The organism is uncultured Paracoccus sp., assembly GCF_947487305.1.
GTDB lineage: Bacteria > Pseudomonadota > Alphaproteobacteria > Rhodobacterales > Rhodobacteraceae > Paracoccus.
The window spans coordinates 272147-286334 of sequence record NZ_CANKWH010000003.1; the positions used below are offsets into that span (position 1 = coordinate 272147).

General features: G+C 67.1%; 16 protein-coding genes. 12 read left to right on the top strand and 4 right to left on the bottom strand.

Annotation, left to right across the window (positions count from 1 at the left end):
• Position 1: 1 nt before the first annotated feature.
• From Q1A36_RS06050 to Q1A36_RS06060, 3 genes are read right to left on the bottom strand one after another with little or no spacing between them, the layout of a single operon-like run.
• Positions 2-607 (bottom strand): molecular chaperone TorD family protein, encoded by a 606-nt coding sequence (locus tag Q1A36_RS06050; protein WP_299841028.1) that lies wholly within the window; start codon positions 605-607, stop codon positions 2-4.
• A complete protein-coding gene (locus Q1A36_RS06055) occupies positions 604-1206 on the bottom strand; it encodes a DUF3306 domain-containing protein (RefSeq protein WP_299841030.1) in 603 nt (200 codons plus the stop codon). Before Q1A36_RS06055 ends, Q1A36_RS06050 begins: the two co-directional genes overlap by 4 nt.
• Positions 1203-1760, bottom strand: coding sequence for a DUF3305 domain-containing protein (locus tag Q1A36_RS06060; protein ID WP_299841032.1), 558 nt, complete (start codon positions 1758-1760; stop codon positions 1203-1205). Before Q1A36_RS06060 ends, Q1A36_RS06055 begins: the two co-directional genes overlap by 4 nt.
• Before the next feature lie 181 nt (positions 1761-1941).
• On the opposite strand from Q1A36_RS06060, the gene Q1A36_RS06065 reads away from it, so the two are divergent.
• Genes Q1A36_RS06065 through Q1A36_RS06085 form a run of 5 tightly spaced genes read left to right on the top strand, consistent with a single transcriptional unit; the run spans position 1942 to position 6309 of the window.
• Entirely contained in the window at positions 1942-3888 is a 1947-nt protein-coding gene (locus tag Q1A36_RS06065; protein WP_299841034.1) for a 4Fe-4S binding protein, read from the top strand.
• Positions 3889-3898: 10 nt separating this feature from the next.
• Positions 3899-4090, top strand: a complete 192-nt coding sequence (locus tag Q1A36_RS06070) for a DUF6494 family protein (RefSeq protein WP_299841036.1) — start codon at positions 3899-3901, stop codon at positions 4088-4090.
• Positions 4087-5151 carry an Mrp/NBP35 family ATP-binding protein gene (locus tag Q1A36_RS06075; protein ID WP_299841038.1) on the top strand — a complete coding sequence of 355 codons (1065 nt, stop codon included), beginning with the start codon at positions 4087-4089 and terminating at the stop codon, positions 5149-5151. Before Q1A36_RS06070 ends, Q1A36_RS06075 begins: the two co-directional genes overlap by 4 nt.
• Positions 5148-5819 (top strand): biotin/lipoate--protein ligase family protein, encoded by a 672-nt coding sequence (locus tag Q1A36_RS06080; protein ID WP_299841039.1) that lies wholly within the window; start codon positions 5148-5150, stop codon positions 5817-5819. Before Q1A36_RS06075 ends, Q1A36_RS06080 begins: the two co-directional genes overlap by 4 nt.
• 1 nt (position 5820) lies before the next feature.
• Positions 5821-6309, top strand: a complete 489-nt coding sequence (locus Q1A36_RS06085; protein WP_299841041.1) for a DUF6505 family protein — start codon at positions 5821-5823, stop codon at positions 6307-6309.
• 9 nt (positions 6310-6318) lie between these two features.
• Here Q1A36_RS06085 and Q1A36_RS06090 read toward each other — a convergent pair whose 3' ends face one another.
• On the bottom strand, positions 6319-7059 hold the full coding sequence (locus Q1A36_RS06090; RefSeq protein ID WP_299841043.1) for an N-formylglutamate amidohydrolase: 741 nt from the start codon (positions 7057-7059) through the stop codon (positions 6319-6321).
• Positions 7060-7171: 112 nt separating this feature from the next.
• Between Q1A36_RS06090 and pyk the strand changes: the two genes are divergently transcribed.
• The 7 genes from pyk (at position 7172) to Q1A36_RS06125 (ending at position 13982) form a co-directional block, all read left to right on the top strand.
• A complete protein-coding gene (pyk, locus tag Q1A36_RS06095; protein WP_299841045.1) occupies positions 7172-8617 on the top strand; it encodes a pyruvate kinase in 1446 nt (481 codons plus the stop codon).
• A gap of 35 nt (positions 8618-8652) precedes the next feature.
• A complete protein-coding gene (locus tag Q1A36_RS06100; protein WP_299841047.1) occupies positions 8653-8889 on the top strand; it encodes a hypothetical protein in 237 nt (78 codons plus the stop codon).
• A 110-nt stretch (positions 8890-8999) separates the two neighbouring features.
• Positions 9000-9200, top strand: coding sequence for a 50S ribosomal protein L35 (rpmI, locus tag Q1A36_RS06105; protein ID WP_101753610.1), 201 nt, complete (start codon positions 9000-9002; stop codon positions 9198-9200).
• 15 nt (positions 9201-9215) lie between these two features.
• The gene (gene rplT, locus Q1A36_RS06110) at positions 9216-9575 is read left to right on the top strand and encodes a 50S ribosomal protein L20 (RefSeq protein WP_101753611.1); all 360 of its coding nucleotides are present in this window, start codon (positions 9216-9218) and stop codon (positions 9573-9575) included.
• A 368-nt stretch (positions 9576-9943) separates the two neighbouring features.
• Entirely contained in the window at positions 9944-11047 is a 1104-nt protein-coding gene (locus Q1A36_RS06115) for a calcium:proton antiporter (protein ID WP_299841051.1), read from the top strand.
• A gap of 24 nt (positions 11048-11071) precedes the next feature.
• Complete coding sequence (locus tag Q1A36_RS06120) at positions 11072-12451, top strand: cytochrome P450 (RefSeq protein ID WP_299841053.1); 1380 nt, start codon at positions 11072-11074, stop codon at positions 12449-12451.
• 124 nt (positions 12452-12575) lie between these two features.
• Positions 12576-13982 (top strand): alanine/glycine:cation symporter family protein, encoded by a 1407-nt coding sequence (locus Q1A36_RS06125; RefSeq protein ID WP_299841055.1) that lies wholly within the window; start codon positions 12576-12578, stop codon positions 13980-13982.
• The last annotated feature ends 206 nt before the right edge of the window (positions 13983-14188 follow it).

The window sequence follows — 14188 nt, forward strand, 5'->3', positions numbered from 1 at the left end:
CCTATCCGCCGAGGCGGAAGGCCTCTTTCTCGATCTCGATGAACAGGCGGCCGATCTGGCCGATGGGCGCGTAAAGCACCGATCCCTTCGCCGCCTCCAGGTCGCTGAAAAACGGCCCGGCCCAGGGGGCGATGTGGCGGCTGAAGAAATCGCGCTGGCTCTGCAAGCCGGCAGGCGCACCGAAGCGGCCTTCGATCAGCCCGGCCATCATCTCCATCAGGCTGGCGATATTGTCCTCGGGCTCGAACACGTCATCGGCGCGGTGAATGCCCAGAACCGCCATGTCCCGGCGCAACAGCGCCAGCGGCTTCTCGTTCAGGAAGCCGGTCAGGTAGACGCTGGCAAAGGGCAGCAGCTCGCCCCGGCCAAGGCCGATGAAAAGCGCGTTGAACTCGCGTTCGGCGGCGCGCGGCGTGCTGTGCGCGGCGACCCGCGCCAAGGCGTCGATCGCCCGGCCCATCGGGCTCTCATCGCCCTGAAGGGCTGCAGCCGCAGCCAGCCGCTCGGCCGAGGGCGGACGGGCAAGGAAGCCTGCGAGGAAGTCATAGAAATCCGCCCGCATCTTCTCGTCGGGGTCGATGGTTGCGGCGGTGTTGTGCGAGGTCATGCCGGGGCCTCCGCGAACTGGAACTGCATGTGGCGCGGGGCGGGGCGGGGCTCGGTAGCATCGGCGACCGGCACGGCTTCGGCCACAACCTCGATCGGGGTCGAGGGCGGCAGCACGCTGACCCGTGCCGAGGTCGGTCGCCGCACCGGGTCGGGCAGCGATGCCGGCTCGCCGGTCTCGGCCCCGGCGATCAGCGCGTCAACGCCGTCGAGCGCGCGTTCGACCATGCCGCGACCGACGCGGTAGACGGTTTGCATCGCCGGCTTGACCGTCGCCGCATCGGAAAAATCCTCGCCGTGGTCCAGAAGGCCGTCGAGATTGGCCAGAACCGGGTTCGACTTCCACAACTGCCGCAGTGCCCGGCGGCGCAGGACCTCGGGCACCTCGCGGCGCAGGAAGGCGGCGAAATCATCCCCGGCCTTCAGCCCGTCCGGGTCGGGCAGACCCAGTTCCGCCAGCAGTTCCGGTTCACTCAGCGCCGCCTGCGCCTCTGCCCGCGCGGCCTCTTCCGCCGCCTCGACAGCCATCTGCGCCTGCGTCTCGATCTGCCGATCCTCGGCCAGCACCTGTGTCCGTCGACGTGTCCAGAAATCGCTCATGGTGCGGTGCCGCCCCTGGGCGCGCGATAGACATCGGCCATCTGCCGGATGCGGGCATCGCCCTTTCCGTCCTCGGTAAGATCGACACGCAGCCGGTCACGGCGGCGCTTGACGAAGGTTTCCTCGACGTGGTGGGTCTCGACGAAGGCCTGCAGCCAGCCGATCATCGCCTCGGGCATGGGCACGATTTCCAGCATCGCCTCGCCCGCATCGCCGTAATCCTGTGCCTCGTAGGCCGAGACGGTGATATGGCTCGCGCGCCACGGCATCGGCGCGTCGTGGCGCGTGTCGGGCTGCATCACCACCGTTACGCCGGGGCGATGGCCGGCCAGCGTCGTCAGATAGGCTTCGGTATCGGTGGACCAAATCTCCAGCGTCAGGGTGGCAGCGTGATATTCAACCACCTCGCCCTCGCGCCTCAGTTCCCGCCACTCGGCCGGACCGGCACCGGGAATGACCGCGACGATCTTCCACGCCCATTTCGCCCAACGGGTCACTCCGGGGCTGCGGCGGACAACGATTCCCACCGGCATATGGTCGCGTATGACAGCCATATTCGGCTTTTTTCTCCCTTGGCGAGAAATCCTGCTTACGGTCTCTCTTGTAGGAAGGTTTTCAGATACCGCCCCGAATTGCAACGTTTTTGGGCCGCTCGTGCCGATCAATTGATCCATTCGGTCTTGTTGTGCCGTGCGCTTCCTGCCTAAGTAATGCGGCCATGAGCATCGCGACCCAATGACCAGAATTCTCGTCTGCGACTGTCTTCACAGCCAGAATCTTGACCCCGAGCGCCTGCAAGAGGCCCTCGGGCAGCCGGTTTCGCGCCCGTATACCGACCTCTGTCTGCGTCAAGCTGACGCTCCCGCCACGGCCATGGCCGAGGGTGATGTTCTGATCGCCTGCGGGCAGGAGGCGCGGCGGTTCGCCGCCATCGCCGAGGGGCTGGGGGTCGCGCCGCCGCTTTGCGTCGATATCCGCGACCGCGCCGGCTGGACGGCGGATGCTGGCGCCACGCCCAAGCAGGCCGCGCTGCTGGCCGAGGCGATGTTGCCGCAGCCCGAGACGCCAACCCGCGACGTGGTCTCGGCCGGCACCTGTCTGGTGATTGGCGCGGCAGATATTGCCCTGCCCGCTGCGCGCGAGTTGGCGGGCGAGATGGCGGTGACGGTGCTGCTGCCCCGGCCCGAACTGGACGAGCCGCCGGTCGAGGGCGATCTGCGCATCATCGCCGGGCGACTGACCCGCGCCAGCGGCACGCTGGGGCGGTTCCATCTGCAGCTCGACGCGCTGCAATTGCTGCAGCCGGGTGGTCGCGGCGCGCCGGGCTTCACCGCGCCGCGTGACGGGGCGCAATCGGACTGCGATGTCATCCTCGACCTCTCGGGCGGCACGCCATTGTTCCCCGCGCCGGGGAAGCGCGACGGCTATCTGCGCGCCGATCCGGGCAGCCCCGTGGCGGTGGCCGAGGCCGTGGTGAAGGCAGCGCGGCACATCGGCACCTTCGAGAAACCCCTGCATATCCGGCTGGAGCCGGGCCTCTGCGCCCATTCCCGCGCCGGTCAGCCGGCCTGCAACCGCTGCCTCGACATCTGCCCGACCGGCGCGCTGACGCCTGCGGGCGAGACGGTGGCGGTCGATCCGCTGATCTGCGCCGGCTGCGGCGGCTGCGCCTCGCTCTGCCCCTCGGGCGCGATCAGCTTCGAGGACCCGCCGCGCGATCACCTGCTGCGCCGCATCCGGGTGCTGGCCGATACCTACAGCCGCGCCGGCGGCACGGCACCGCGCCTGCTGGTCCATGACGCCCACGGGGCCGAGATGATCCGCCTTGCCGCCCGTTTCGGTCGCGGCCTGCCCGCCGATGTAATCCCGCTGATGGTCGAGGCGCTGCCCTCCTTCGGTCATGCCGAGATGCTGGCGGCGCTGGTATCGGGCTTTGGTCAGGTCACGATCCTGCCCGGCCCCCGGACCGAACGCGAGGTCCTGGACGGGCAGATCGAGCTGGCGCGTCTGATGGGTGCCGAGGGTCGGCTGGACCTGATCGAGCCGGCCGAGCCCGACGCGCTGTCCGACGCCCTTTACGGTCATCTCGCAGATGCGCCCGTTCCGGTCGCCCTGCCCATGGGTTCGCGCCGTCAGGTCGCCCGTCTTGCGGCCAAGGCGCTTGGCGTGACCGAGCCGGTCGCCCTGCCGAAGGGCGCGCCCTATGGTGCGGTGCTGGTCGATAACGCGGCCTGCACGCTCTGCCTCTCCTGCGTCTCGCTGTGCCCGTCCGGTGCGCTGATGGACAATCCCGACAAGCCGCAACTGCGCTTTCAGGAGGATGCCTGCCTGCAATGCGGCCTCTGCGCCAATCTCTGCCCCGAGGATGCCATCCGGCTTGAGTCGCGCTTCGACCCCTCGGATGCGGCCCTCTCCTCGGTCATCCTGCACGAGGAGGAGCCCTTTGCCTGCATCGAATGCGGCAAGCCCTTCGGCGTGGCCTCGACCGTGCGCCGGGTGGTCGAAAAACTGGAGGGCCGGCACCCGATGTTCGCCGGCAGTGCCCAGACCCGGCTGATCCAGATGTGCGAGGACTGCCGTGTTCAGGCGCAGTTCAACCGCGATGACCCGATGGCCTTCGGCGGCCCGCGTCAGCCCCGGACCACCGAGGATTACCAGAAGAAACCCAATGGAAAGCAATAGGAGGCCCGCCATGGATGACCCCTTCAACATGTCGATGCGCAAATATCTGAAGCAGGTCGGTGTGACCTCGCAGCAGGCGATCGAAGAGGCCGTGAGGTCCAGCGGCAAGCCCGGCCCCTACAAGGTGCGGATGGTGCTGACCATCGACGGGCTGGACCTCGAGCATGTGGTGACCGGCGAGATCGCGGGGCCCTCTGCGTGAGCCTGACCCGCGAGGCCGTTCTGGCGGCCCTGAAGACCGTGACCGACCCGCTTTCCGGGCAGGACATCGTGGCGGCCGGTCTGGTCCGGGCGCTGGCAATCGAGGGCGGCGCCGTCCGCTTCGTCATCGAGATCGATCCCCGCACCGCGCCGCAGATGCAGGCGGTGCAGGCCGAGGCCGAGGATCGCTTGCGCGCCTTGCCGGGCGTGGAAAAGGTGTCCATCGTCCTGACCGCGCATAGCGACAAGGCCCCGCCCGACCTGAAGCCGCGCCCCAAGGCGGCACGGCAGGGACCCGAGCCGATCCCGGGGGTAAAACACCTGATCGCGGTTGCCTCGGGTAAGGGCGGCGTCGGCAAGTCCACGGTCGCGGCAAATCTCGCCACCGCCCTGGCGGCCGAGGGCCGCAAGGTCGGGCTTCTGGATGCCGATGTCTATGGCCCGTCGCAGCCGCGGATGCTGGGCGTCTCGGGCCGGCCCGCCAGTCCCGATGGCAAGACCATCCTGCCGCTGCGCAACCATGGCGTCACGCTGATGAGCCTTGGCCTGCTGACCAACGAGGACGAGGCGGTGGTCTGGCGCGGGCCGATGCTGATGGGCGCGCTGCAGCAGATGCTGTTCCAGGTGCAATGGGGCGCGCTCGACGTGCTGATCGTCGACCTGCCGCCCGGCACCGGTGATGTGCAGATGACGCTGGCGCAGAAGGCGCGGGTGGACGGGGCGGTGATCGTTTCGACCCCGCAGGACATCGCGCTGATCGATGCGAGGAAGGGCATCGACATGTTCAAAAAGCTGAACGTGCCGATCCTTGGCCTGATCGAGAACATGTCGGTGCATGTCTGCTCGACCTGCGGCGCGCGCGAGCACATCTTCGGTGATGGCGGCGTCAAGGCCGAGGCCGCCAAGATGGGCGTGCCGCTGCTGGCCGAGATCCCGCTGCACCTGTCGATCCGCACCGCCGGGGATGGCGGTGCGCCGGTCGTTGTCAGCGCCGCAGACAGTCCGCAGGCGCAGGCCTTCCGCGATCTCGCGCGCACCCTGATGTCCGCAGGCAAGGCATGACCCCGGACCTGCCGCCGCTGCTGTCGGGCCTTCTGTGCGTCGATGATCCATTCGATGTGGCACGGCAGGCGGCGCAGGATGGCGTGGATGGCGGGCTTCTGCCGTGGCGGCCGCTGCCCGATGCGGTGCAAGGCGCCATCGTGCTGGCCCCCGACATTCCCCTGTCGCGCGCCATGGCCGTCCTGCCGGCGGTGATGGTGGGGATGCAGAACGCGCTTGGCAGCATCGGGCCGAGCGAGGTCACGATCCTTCTGGGCTGGGACGGGTCCTTCTGGGTCAATGGCGCGCGCTGCGGCGGGTTTCGCGTGGCAGCCTCGGGGCGCGATCCGTCCATGGCGCCGAATTGGCTGGTCATCGGCTGGTCGCTGCCGCTGATGATGCCGGAAGGGCAGGAGGCCGGGGCCACCCCCGGCGTGACCGCGCTTTACGACGAGGGGGTGACGCTGGCCCCGATGGATATCGTCAGCGCCTGGGGGCGACACAGCATGTTCTGGCTGGGTGATCTGGACAGCCAGCAGGGGCGCGGGGCCTTGGCGCGAGAATGGCAGGGGCTGTGCAAGGGTCTTGGCGAGGACGGGTTCATCGGCGTCGACGAGGATTTCGGCCGGCTGGATCGTCGCGGCGACCAGACCGTGCTGACCCCCCTGACCACCTTGCTGGAGGACTGACATGCTGCTCGCCCGTGCCGTGCATTTCGACGAAAGCGACAGCCGCATCTTTCACCGCCCCGCCGTCACCGGCGAATGGGCGATCTCGGGCGGGTTCGAGTTCTCGAACTGGACCGAGGCCGATCTGATCGGCAAGGCGCGGCAGGCCTTTGCCAATGGTTGGCTGGGACTGGAAAGCTTTGGCCGCGTCACCTTCGTTGCCGTGGCCCGGATCGAGCCTTCGGAATACGAGACGCTGACCGCCGCACTGGCCGCGCATTTCGTCAGCCATTACGGCGCCCCCTCGATCGAAGCCGCGTTGCCGGTGGCGGTCGAGGAGATGCGCCAGATGGCCGATCTCTGTGCCGATCACGCCCCGAATACCGTACTGACCGTCGCCCGACGGCTGACCGAGGCCGGCGTGGCCGAGGACTACCGCTATATCGAATCGCAGGATGCCGACCTGGCCGCCTTCGCGATCCACGGCGATACGGGTGGCGGCGAGGACTGACCGCCCGCCTCAGACGCCCGACTCGGCCAGCACCCGTTCGATCACCGGCGCAAGACGGTCGGCCCATTTCTGCTGACCCGCCGCATCGGCGATCAAGTCGTTGCGCAGCTCGATCAGCAGGTTCGGGCGGTTATGGCGCAGCGCGTGCTCGTCAATGGAATCGCCGTCGAGATGGCCGTTATAGGGCTGGTTGTTGCCCGTCACCCAGCCCTCGGCCCGGCAGGCCTCGATCATCGGCAGGGCAAGACGTTCATCCTTCCAGGAATAGAGGATGCCGACCTCCCAGGGCCGCAGCGAGCGGCCGCGCAGTTGCGGGGTGAAACTGTGGATGGCGCAGATGGCGCGGGCGGGATGGCGCGCGGCCAGCGCCGCATAGGCGCGGTGATAGGGACGGTATAGCCGGTCCAGTCGTTTCTCGCGCTCGGCCGCGTCGGCGTGGCGGTTCGCCGGGATGATGGTGCCGTCATAAAGCCGCATCAGCAGCGTCGGGTCATCCTCGCCCCGGTTCGGGTCGATCACCAGGCGCGAAAATTCCGACAGGATCGCCGGCGCCCCGATCCGCTCGGCGAGGGCCAGCGTCAGCCCCGCTGCGCCCACATCAAAGGCGATGTGGCGGGCCATATCCTCGGGCGCAATCCCCAGATCGCCGCCATTGACCCAGTCCGGCACGCGATTCGTCGCGTGGTCGCAGGTCAGAAGCCAGCGCGAAGGCCGGTTTTCGCCGATTATCGTGAAAGCGTCATCATTCATTGTGTCAACTCTGCCCCAATCCCCGGTTTATGCGACCACGCGACTAAGTGCCAGTTGCCGCAGGGGGCGGCTTGGGGCATAGATAGCGCAAACATGACGGAGGCGAATTCAGATGAGACGGCACCGCAAGGTCAAGATCGTGGCCACCCTTGGCCCGGCCTCCAGCGACGAGGCAATGATCCGCAAGCTGTTCGAGGCTGGGGCCGACGTGTTCCGCCTGAACATGAGCCATGGCAGCCATGACGACCACCGCGCGCGTCACGCCACAATCCGCAAGATCGAGGCCGAAACCGGCCGCCCCATCGCCATCCTCGCCGACCTTCAGGGGCCGAAGCTGCGCGTCGGCCAGTTCGAGAAGGGCCCGGTGGATCTGGCGAATGGCCAGCATTTCCGCTTTGACCTGAACGATGCCAAGGGTGACGCGAACCGGGTGCAACTGCCGCATCCCGAGATTTTCGCGGCGCTGCAGAAGGGCTCGGAACTCCTGGTCAATGACGGCAAGATCCGGTTGCGCGTCGAAGAACACGGCAAGGATTTCGCCGATTGCATCGTCACTGCTGGCGGCGAGATTTCGGACCGCAAGGGCGTGAACGTTCCCGACGTGGTGCTGCCCTTGGCGGCGCTGTCGCAAAAGGACAAGGCCGATCTGGAATTCGCCTGCGCCATGGGCGTGGACTGGCTGGCGCTGTCCTTCGTGCAGCGCGCCGAGGATGTCGAGGAAGCCAAGAAGCTGGCCCGTGGCCGTGCCGCCGTGCTGTCGAAGATCGAGAAACCTGCCGCCGTGCGCGCCTTTGACAGCATCCTCGCGGTCTCAGACGGGGTAATGGTGGCGCGGGGCGATCTGGGCGTCGAACTGCCGATGCACGCCGTGCCGCCGATCCAGAAACGCCTGGTGCGCGCCTGCCGCGCCGCCGCCAAGCCGGTGATCGTGGCGACGCAGATGCTGGAATCGATGATCGAGAACCCGATCCCGACCCGCGCCGAGGTCTCGGACGTGGCCACTGCCATCTATGAAGGCACCGATGCGGTGATGCTGTCGGCCGAAAGCGCCGCCGGCGATTTCCCGGTCGAGGCCGTGACCACCATGGACAGCGTCGCCCGCTCGGTCGAAAGCGATCCGAACTATCGCGAGATGATCGAGGCCACGCGCAGCGCCAAGCGCCATTCCGTCGCCGACGGCATCGTCACCGCCGCGCGCGAGATCGCCGAGACCACCGACATCGCCGCCATCTGCGCCTTCACCCAGTCGGGCACCACCGTCAGCCTGGTCGCGCGCGAGCGTCCGCGTGTGCCGATCCTCGCCATGACCCCGGTCGAGACGGTGCTGCGCCGCCTGTGCCTGACCTGGGGCACGCATTGCGTCATGACCCCGCGCCTCAATCGCTTCAAGGAGGCTGTGGTGCAATCGGCGCAGGCGGCGCGGGATGCGGGCTTTGCCGATGAAACGCAGCAGATCGTGGTCATGGCCGGCGTGCCCTTCAACGTGCCCGGCACCACCAACATCCTGCGCATCGCGCCCTGTGATGAGCGCTTGATCTACAGCACCGATCCGGAATAACCCACGGCGGAACAATCCTAACTGGGCCTGATCTCATGTCCGATCTTCTGCTTCTGGGTGGCGTCGTCCTCTGCGCGCTGTCCGTCATCCTCGCCGTGATCCAGCTGATCCGCATGGAGCCGCCGCGGGTTGCGGCGATCCTGCTGTGTCTGGGCATCGCGGTGATGTTCACCGGCGCGCACCTGGCACCCGGCCCGTTCCAGCTGGGTGATTTCGCCGGCGCATGGGAGCGGCTTCAGGGTGGGGAACCCGCCGCAGTTCCGGCCCAATAGGGCTTGCCTTCCGTCCCGCGCGCCTCTATAGGGCGCGCTTCCTACCCGTGCGGCCGGCCGATATGGCATTGCCGAGTCGCGCGTTCACTCTGACCCTAGAGGAGACGAAAATGCCGAAGATGAAGACCAAATCGGCCGCCAAGAAGCGGTTCTCGTTCACGGCCTCGGGCAAGGTCAAGTCGGCTCAGGCCGGCAAGCGCCACGGCATGATCAAGCGCACCGTCAAGTTCATTCGTGACGCGCGTGGCACCACCGTCCTGTCGGACGCGGATGCCAAGATCGTCAAGAAATACATGCCCTATAACCGCTGATCGGAGGACTGACAGATGGCACGAGTTAAATCCGGCAAGGTTACCCACGCCCGCCACAAGAAGGTCCTTGACGCTGCCAAGGGCTATTACGGCAACCGCTCGCGGAACTTCCGCACGGCGACCCAGGCGGTCGACAAGGCGAACCAGTATGCCACCCGCGACCGCAAGAACCGCAAGCGCAACTTCCGCGCCCTGTGGATCCAGCGCATCAACGCCGCCGTCCGCGCGGTCGATGCCGAAATGACCTATTCGCGCTTCATCAACCTCTTGTCGAAAGCCGGCATCGAGGTTGACCGCAAGGTTCTGGCCGATCTGGCCGTGCACGAACCCGAAGCCTTTGGCGCGATCGTGGAAAAGGCGAAAGCCGCGGCCTGATCCCCGCCTGGCAGAGCCCATCCGAAGGCCCGTTCCGCAAGGACGGGCCTTTTTGTTTGGGCCGGTCGCTGGGGGGCGGGGCTGTGCAGCCGCTGAGCGGCAACCCCGCCCGATGCGCGGGCTGCTAGCCCGCCGGGCGAGCGCCGGCCCGTCCCCGCGGGCAGGCGCTTTGGTGGTGCTGGTCCCGCGCTCAGACAGGCGAGGGAATTGTCACCAAAAAGCGCGCCGACGATCCGTTCCTGCGCCCACCCACGGGCCGGCGCCCGCCCTTTGCCAAGCCTTTGGCCAATAGAATTTGACGCAACAGCGCCGCGTTTTTCGACCCGCCCCGATTGTCGCAGACCCGGCCCGTTGTTATTCTCGACCTCATGGGCCGTATATTTCACAGTCTCCTCCGCGAGCGCGCCATTCTGGCGGTGATCCTGACGCTGGCGATCTTCATCGCGAACCCCCTGGATCTGGCCAAGCCCACCAATGACACGATGGGGCTCATCGGCTTCTTCTGGCTTTTCGGGGTGATGATCTGGGGCGCCTCGGCGGTGGTCCATCACGCCGAGGCGCTGGCCGAGCGATTGGGCGAACCCTACGGCACGCTGATCCTCACGCTCTCGGTGGTGCTGATCGAGGTGGCGCTGATCGCCTCGGTCATGCTGTCGGGCGATGGCGGGCCGACGCTGGCGCGCGACACCATGTTCGCCGTCCTGATGATCGTGCTGAACGGGCTCGTTGGCCTGTCGCTGCTCTTGGGCGCGCTGCGCTTTGGCGAACAGAATTACAACCTCGCCGGGGCGGCCGCCTTTCTGACCGTGCTGGTGCCGCTCGCGGTCTTCGGGCTGGTGCTACCGACCTATACCATCTCCAGCGACACGCCCACCTACACGACCTTTCAGGCGGTGTTCTTCTCGATCATCACGCTGGCCCTGTATCTCGTGTTTCTCTCCATCCAGACCGTGCGTCACAAAGGCTTCTTCAGCGATGCCGAAGAGCCGCCGGTCAGCGGCGGTCACACCCATGCGCAATATCCGAACTGGGCGCATATGCTGCTCTTGATCGCTACGCTGGTGCCGATCGTGCTTCTGTCGAAGAAGATGGGCGCCTTTGTCGATCACAGCTCTGCCGTGCTGCGCCTGCCCGCCGCGCTTGGCGGGGTGCTGATCGCCATCATCGTTCTGGCCGCCGAGGGCATGAGCGCGGTGCGCGCGGCGCTGAGGAACCGGCTGCAGCGCGCAGTGAACCTCTGCCTTGGCGCGGCGCTCTCGACGATCGGGCTGACCATCCCGGCGGTGCTGGTCATCGGCATGGTGACCGGCCAGCAGGTGGTGCTGGGTCTGGGGCCGCAGATGCAGGTTCTGCTGGCACTGACGCTGATCGTTTCGGTTCAGACCTTTGGGGCACGGCGCACGAATGTGTTGCATGGCGCGGTGCATCTGGTCATGTTTCTTGCCTATATCGCCCTGATTTTCGCCCCTTGATCGCCGGTCAGGCCGGCCCCGGATATGAGCGCCCTCGCAGACACGTCCGACCATCACCGAAGCGATGCCCTGCCGCCGCGCGTGCCGCTGGCAACCAAGCCTCTGGGCATTATCGCCAGCGCCGTCACCGCCCGGCGCAACCTTCTGGAACTGATCCCGGAACTGGCGCTGCGTCAGCCGATGGTCTCGGGCAAGACCGGGGTGCGCTTTCACATGGTCATGGACCCGGGCGCGCTGCGCCGTGTGTTGAAGGATCGGGTCGAGGATTACCCGAAATCCGTCGTCACCAAGCTGATCCTGAAGCCCGCCATCGGTGACAGCCTGTTCATCGCCGAGGGGGCGCATTGGCGCTGGCAGCGCCGCGCCGCCGCGCCCGCCTTTTCGCAGCGCACGGTGGAAAGCCTCGCCCCGGTGATGACTGCCGCCGCGGTCGCCTCGCTGCGCCGCCTCTCGGCCGCCACCGGCCCGGTCGATGTGTTCGAGGAAACCGTGGCCGCCACCTTCGAGGTGATCTCGGATGTCAACCTCTCCGGTGATGAGGCCTTTGACCGCACTGCCGTCCATGACGCCATCGGCGCCTATATCGCCCAGACCGCCAAGCTGTCGGTCATGGACGTTCTCGGTCTGCCAGGCTGGGTGCCGCGACCGGGGCGGCTTTTTGCCGGCGCGAGCCTCGGGCGGATGAAGCGCGTCGCCGATCAGGCCATCGCCACCCGTGCCGCAAGGGGCAGGCCCGAGGGAACGCCGGACCTTCTGGACCTGCTTCTCGTGGCGCAGGACCCCGAGACCGGCCGCAGCATGAGCCGGACCGAGCTGCGCGACAACCTCCTGACCTTCATCGTCGCGGGGCATGAGACGACGGCGCTGACGCTGGCATGGGCGCTCTATCTGATGGCATTCGATCCCGAGGTGCAGGAGCGCGCGGCGGCCGAGGCCCGCGCCGTGCTGGGCGATCGTCCGGCTGGGGCGGCGGATGTCGAACATCTGCCCTATACCATGCGGATCGTGCAGGAGACGCTGCGGCTCTATCCGCCCGCCGCCTTCCTGTCGCGCACGGCGCAGGTGCCCGACCGGCTTTGCGGGCGCGAGATCCTGCCGCGCGATACGGTGATGCTGCCGATCTATGCGCTGCACCGCAATCACCTTCTGTGGGAGGAACCCGAGGCCTTCCGCCCCGACCGTTTCCTGACCCCACCCGACCGTTATGCCTTCCTGCCCTTCGGCGCCGGTCCGCGCATCTGCATCGGCGCCAGCTTCGCGCTGCAAGAGGCCGTCATCATCCTCGCCACGCTGCTCGCCCGCCTGCGCTTCGAGGCTGTGCCGGGCCGGGTGCCCGAGCCGCGGATGATCCTGACGCTGCGCCCGCATGGCGGGGTCTGGCTCAAGGTGACACCGCGACGCTAGGCCGGGCACGGTTGCACGCCGGCATCAGTCCGCCCGCGCCTGTTAGCGCCCAAAACAGGACACTTGCCGCAGTCACGAACCTGTTACACACTCCGCAAGCGAGAAACGGGCAGGGGGACATGCCATGGACGCGATCATTGGTTTTCTGAACACGATTTTCTGGGGTTACATCCTGATCTACGGCCTTCTGGCGGTTGGGGTCTATTTCACCATCCGCTTGGGCTTCATCCAGTTCCGGCATTTCGGCGAGATGTGGCGCTGCGTCGTCGGCTCGGGCGAGGCCGACAAGAACGGCATCACGCCCTTCCAGGCGCTGACGGTGTCGCTGGCCAGCCGCGTCGGCACCGGCAATATCGCCGGGGTGGCCGTGGCGCTGACCCTTGGCGGTCCGGGCGCGATCTTCTGGATGTGGATGGTGGCGCTGGTGGGCATGGCCACGGCCTATGCCGAATCGGCGCTGGCCCAACTTTACAAGGTGCATGGCCCGGGCGGCATGTATCGTGGTGGCCCGGCCTATTACATCGCCAACGGGCTGAAGCAGCCCTGGCTGGCGGCGATCTTCTCGGTGGCGCTGATCATCTCCTTCGGTCTGGTGTTCAACGCGGTGCAGGCCAATTCCATCGCCGAGGCGGTCAGCGGCGCCTTTGGCATCAACAAGGCCATCGTCGGCGTGATGACGGCGGTGCTGACTGCCGTCATCATCTTTGGCGGCATCCCGCAGATCGCGCGGGTGGCCGAGAAGGTCGTGCCGCTGATGGCCGGGATCTACCTGCTGGCGGCCGTCATCGTCATGGTGATGAACATCACCCATGTGCCGGGCATCCTGATCGGCATCGTCAAATCCGCATTCGGTCTGCAAGAGGCGGTCGGCGGCGTCGCCGGCAGTGTGGCTGCCGCCGCGCTGAACGGGATCAAGCGCGGCCTCTTCTCGAACGAGGCCGGCATGGGCTCGGCCCCGAACATCGCCGCAGTGGCGACACCCGACCCGCATCACCCCTCGTCGCAGGGCTTCGTGCAGGCGCTGGGGGTGTTCATCGACACGCTGCTGGTCTGCTCGGCCACGGCGGTGATGATCCTTCTGGCCGATGTCATGCCCTCGGCGGAACTGACTGGGGTGGCGCTGACACAGGCCGCGCTGTCGGACCATTTCGGCAGCTTCGGCCATGTCTTCGTGGCGGTGGCGATCTTCTTCTTCGCCTTCACCTCGATCATCGGCAACTATTCCTATGCCGAGAACGCGGTGGTCTATCTGGGTGCCGGCACCACCGGCATCATGGTCCTGCGGGTCGCCGCACTGGCCATGGTGATCTGGGGCGCGATCCAGACCGTCGCCACGGTGTTCAACTTCGCCGATGCCAGCATGGGGCTGATGGCCACGATCAACCTGATCGCCATCGTGGCGCTGTCGGGGACGATCACCTATGTGACGCGCGATTATCTGGCGCAGCGCAAGGCCGGCAAACTGCCCAAGTTCCACATCGCCGACCATCCCGAGATCGCCCCGGGCGTGAACCGCGAGATCTGGAAATAAGCGACAGGGCAGGGGGCCTTCGGGCCCCTTGTCAATTCAATGGACCCGCAGACCCGGCCCGTGCGACCAGCACGGGCCAGCGTCCGACCGCCCCTCGGGCGGACGCTTTTTCGCCGGTCAGCGCCGAACAGCCCTTCCATATGTTTGCGCCATAAAGCCCTGTCGGCGAGCCGCCCCAGCGTCCCCCCGCGGTCGGACGCTGGCCC

Coding starts and splice junctions, on each gene's coding strand:
- pyk (WP_299841045.1), top strand. CDS start 7,172: ATGAGACGGCACCGCAAGGTCAAGATCGTGGCCACCCTTGGCCCGGCC.
- rplT (WP_101753611.1), top strand. CDS start 9,216: ATGGCACGAGTTAAATCCGGCAAGGTTACCCACGCCCGCCACAAGAAG.
- Q1A36_RS06120 (WP_299841053.1), top strand. CDS start 11,072: ATGAGCGCCCTCGCAGACACGTCCGACCATCACCGAAGCGATGCCCTG.
- rpmI (WP_101753610.1), top strand. CDS start 9,000: ATGCCGAAGATGAAGACCAAATCGGCCGCCAAGAAGCGGTTCTCGTTC.
- Q1A36_RS06050 (WP_299841028.1), bottom strand. CDS start 607: ATGACCTCGCACAACACCGCCGCAACCATCGACCCCGACGAGAAGATG.
- Q1A36_RS06060 (WP_299841032.1), bottom strand. CDS start 1,760: ATGGCTGTCATACGCGACCATATGCCGGTGGGAATCGTTGTCCGCCGC.
- Q1A36_RS06085 (WP_299841041.1), top strand. CDS start 5,821: ATGCTGCTCGCCCGTGCCGTGCATTTCGACGAAAGCGACAGCCGCATC.
- Q1A36_RS06090 (WP_299841043.1), bottom strand. CDS start 7,059: ATGAATGATGACGCTTTCACGATAATCGGCGAAAACCGGCCTTCGCGC.
- Q1A36_RS06115 (WP_299841051.1), top strand. CDS start 9,944: ATGGGCCGTATATTTCACAGTCTCCTCCGCGAGCGCGCCATTCTGGCG.
- Q1A36_RS06055 (WP_299841030.1), bottom strand. CDS start 1,206: ATGAGCGATTTCTGGACACGTCGACGGACACAGGTGCTGGCCGAGGAT.
- Q1A36_RS06080 (WP_299841039.1), top strand. CDS start 5,148: ATGACCCCGGACCTGCCGCCGCTGCTGTCGGGCCTTCTGTGCGTCGAT.
- Q1A36_RS06070 (WP_299841036.1), top strand. CDS start 3,899: ATGGATGACCCCTTCAACATGTCGATGCGCAAATATCTGAAGCAGGTC.
- Q1A36_RS06125 (WP_299841055.1), top strand. CDS start 12,576: ATGGACGCGATCATTGGTTTTCTGAACACGATTTTCTGGGGTTACATC.
- Q1A36_RS06065 (WP_299841034.1), top strand. CDS start 1,942: ATGACCAGAATTCTCGTCTGCGACTGTCTTCACAGCCAGAATCTTGAC.
- Q1A36_RS06100 (WP_299841047.1), top strand. CDS start 8,653: ATGTCCGATCTTCTGCTTCTGGGTGGCGTCGTCCTCTGCGCGCTGTCC.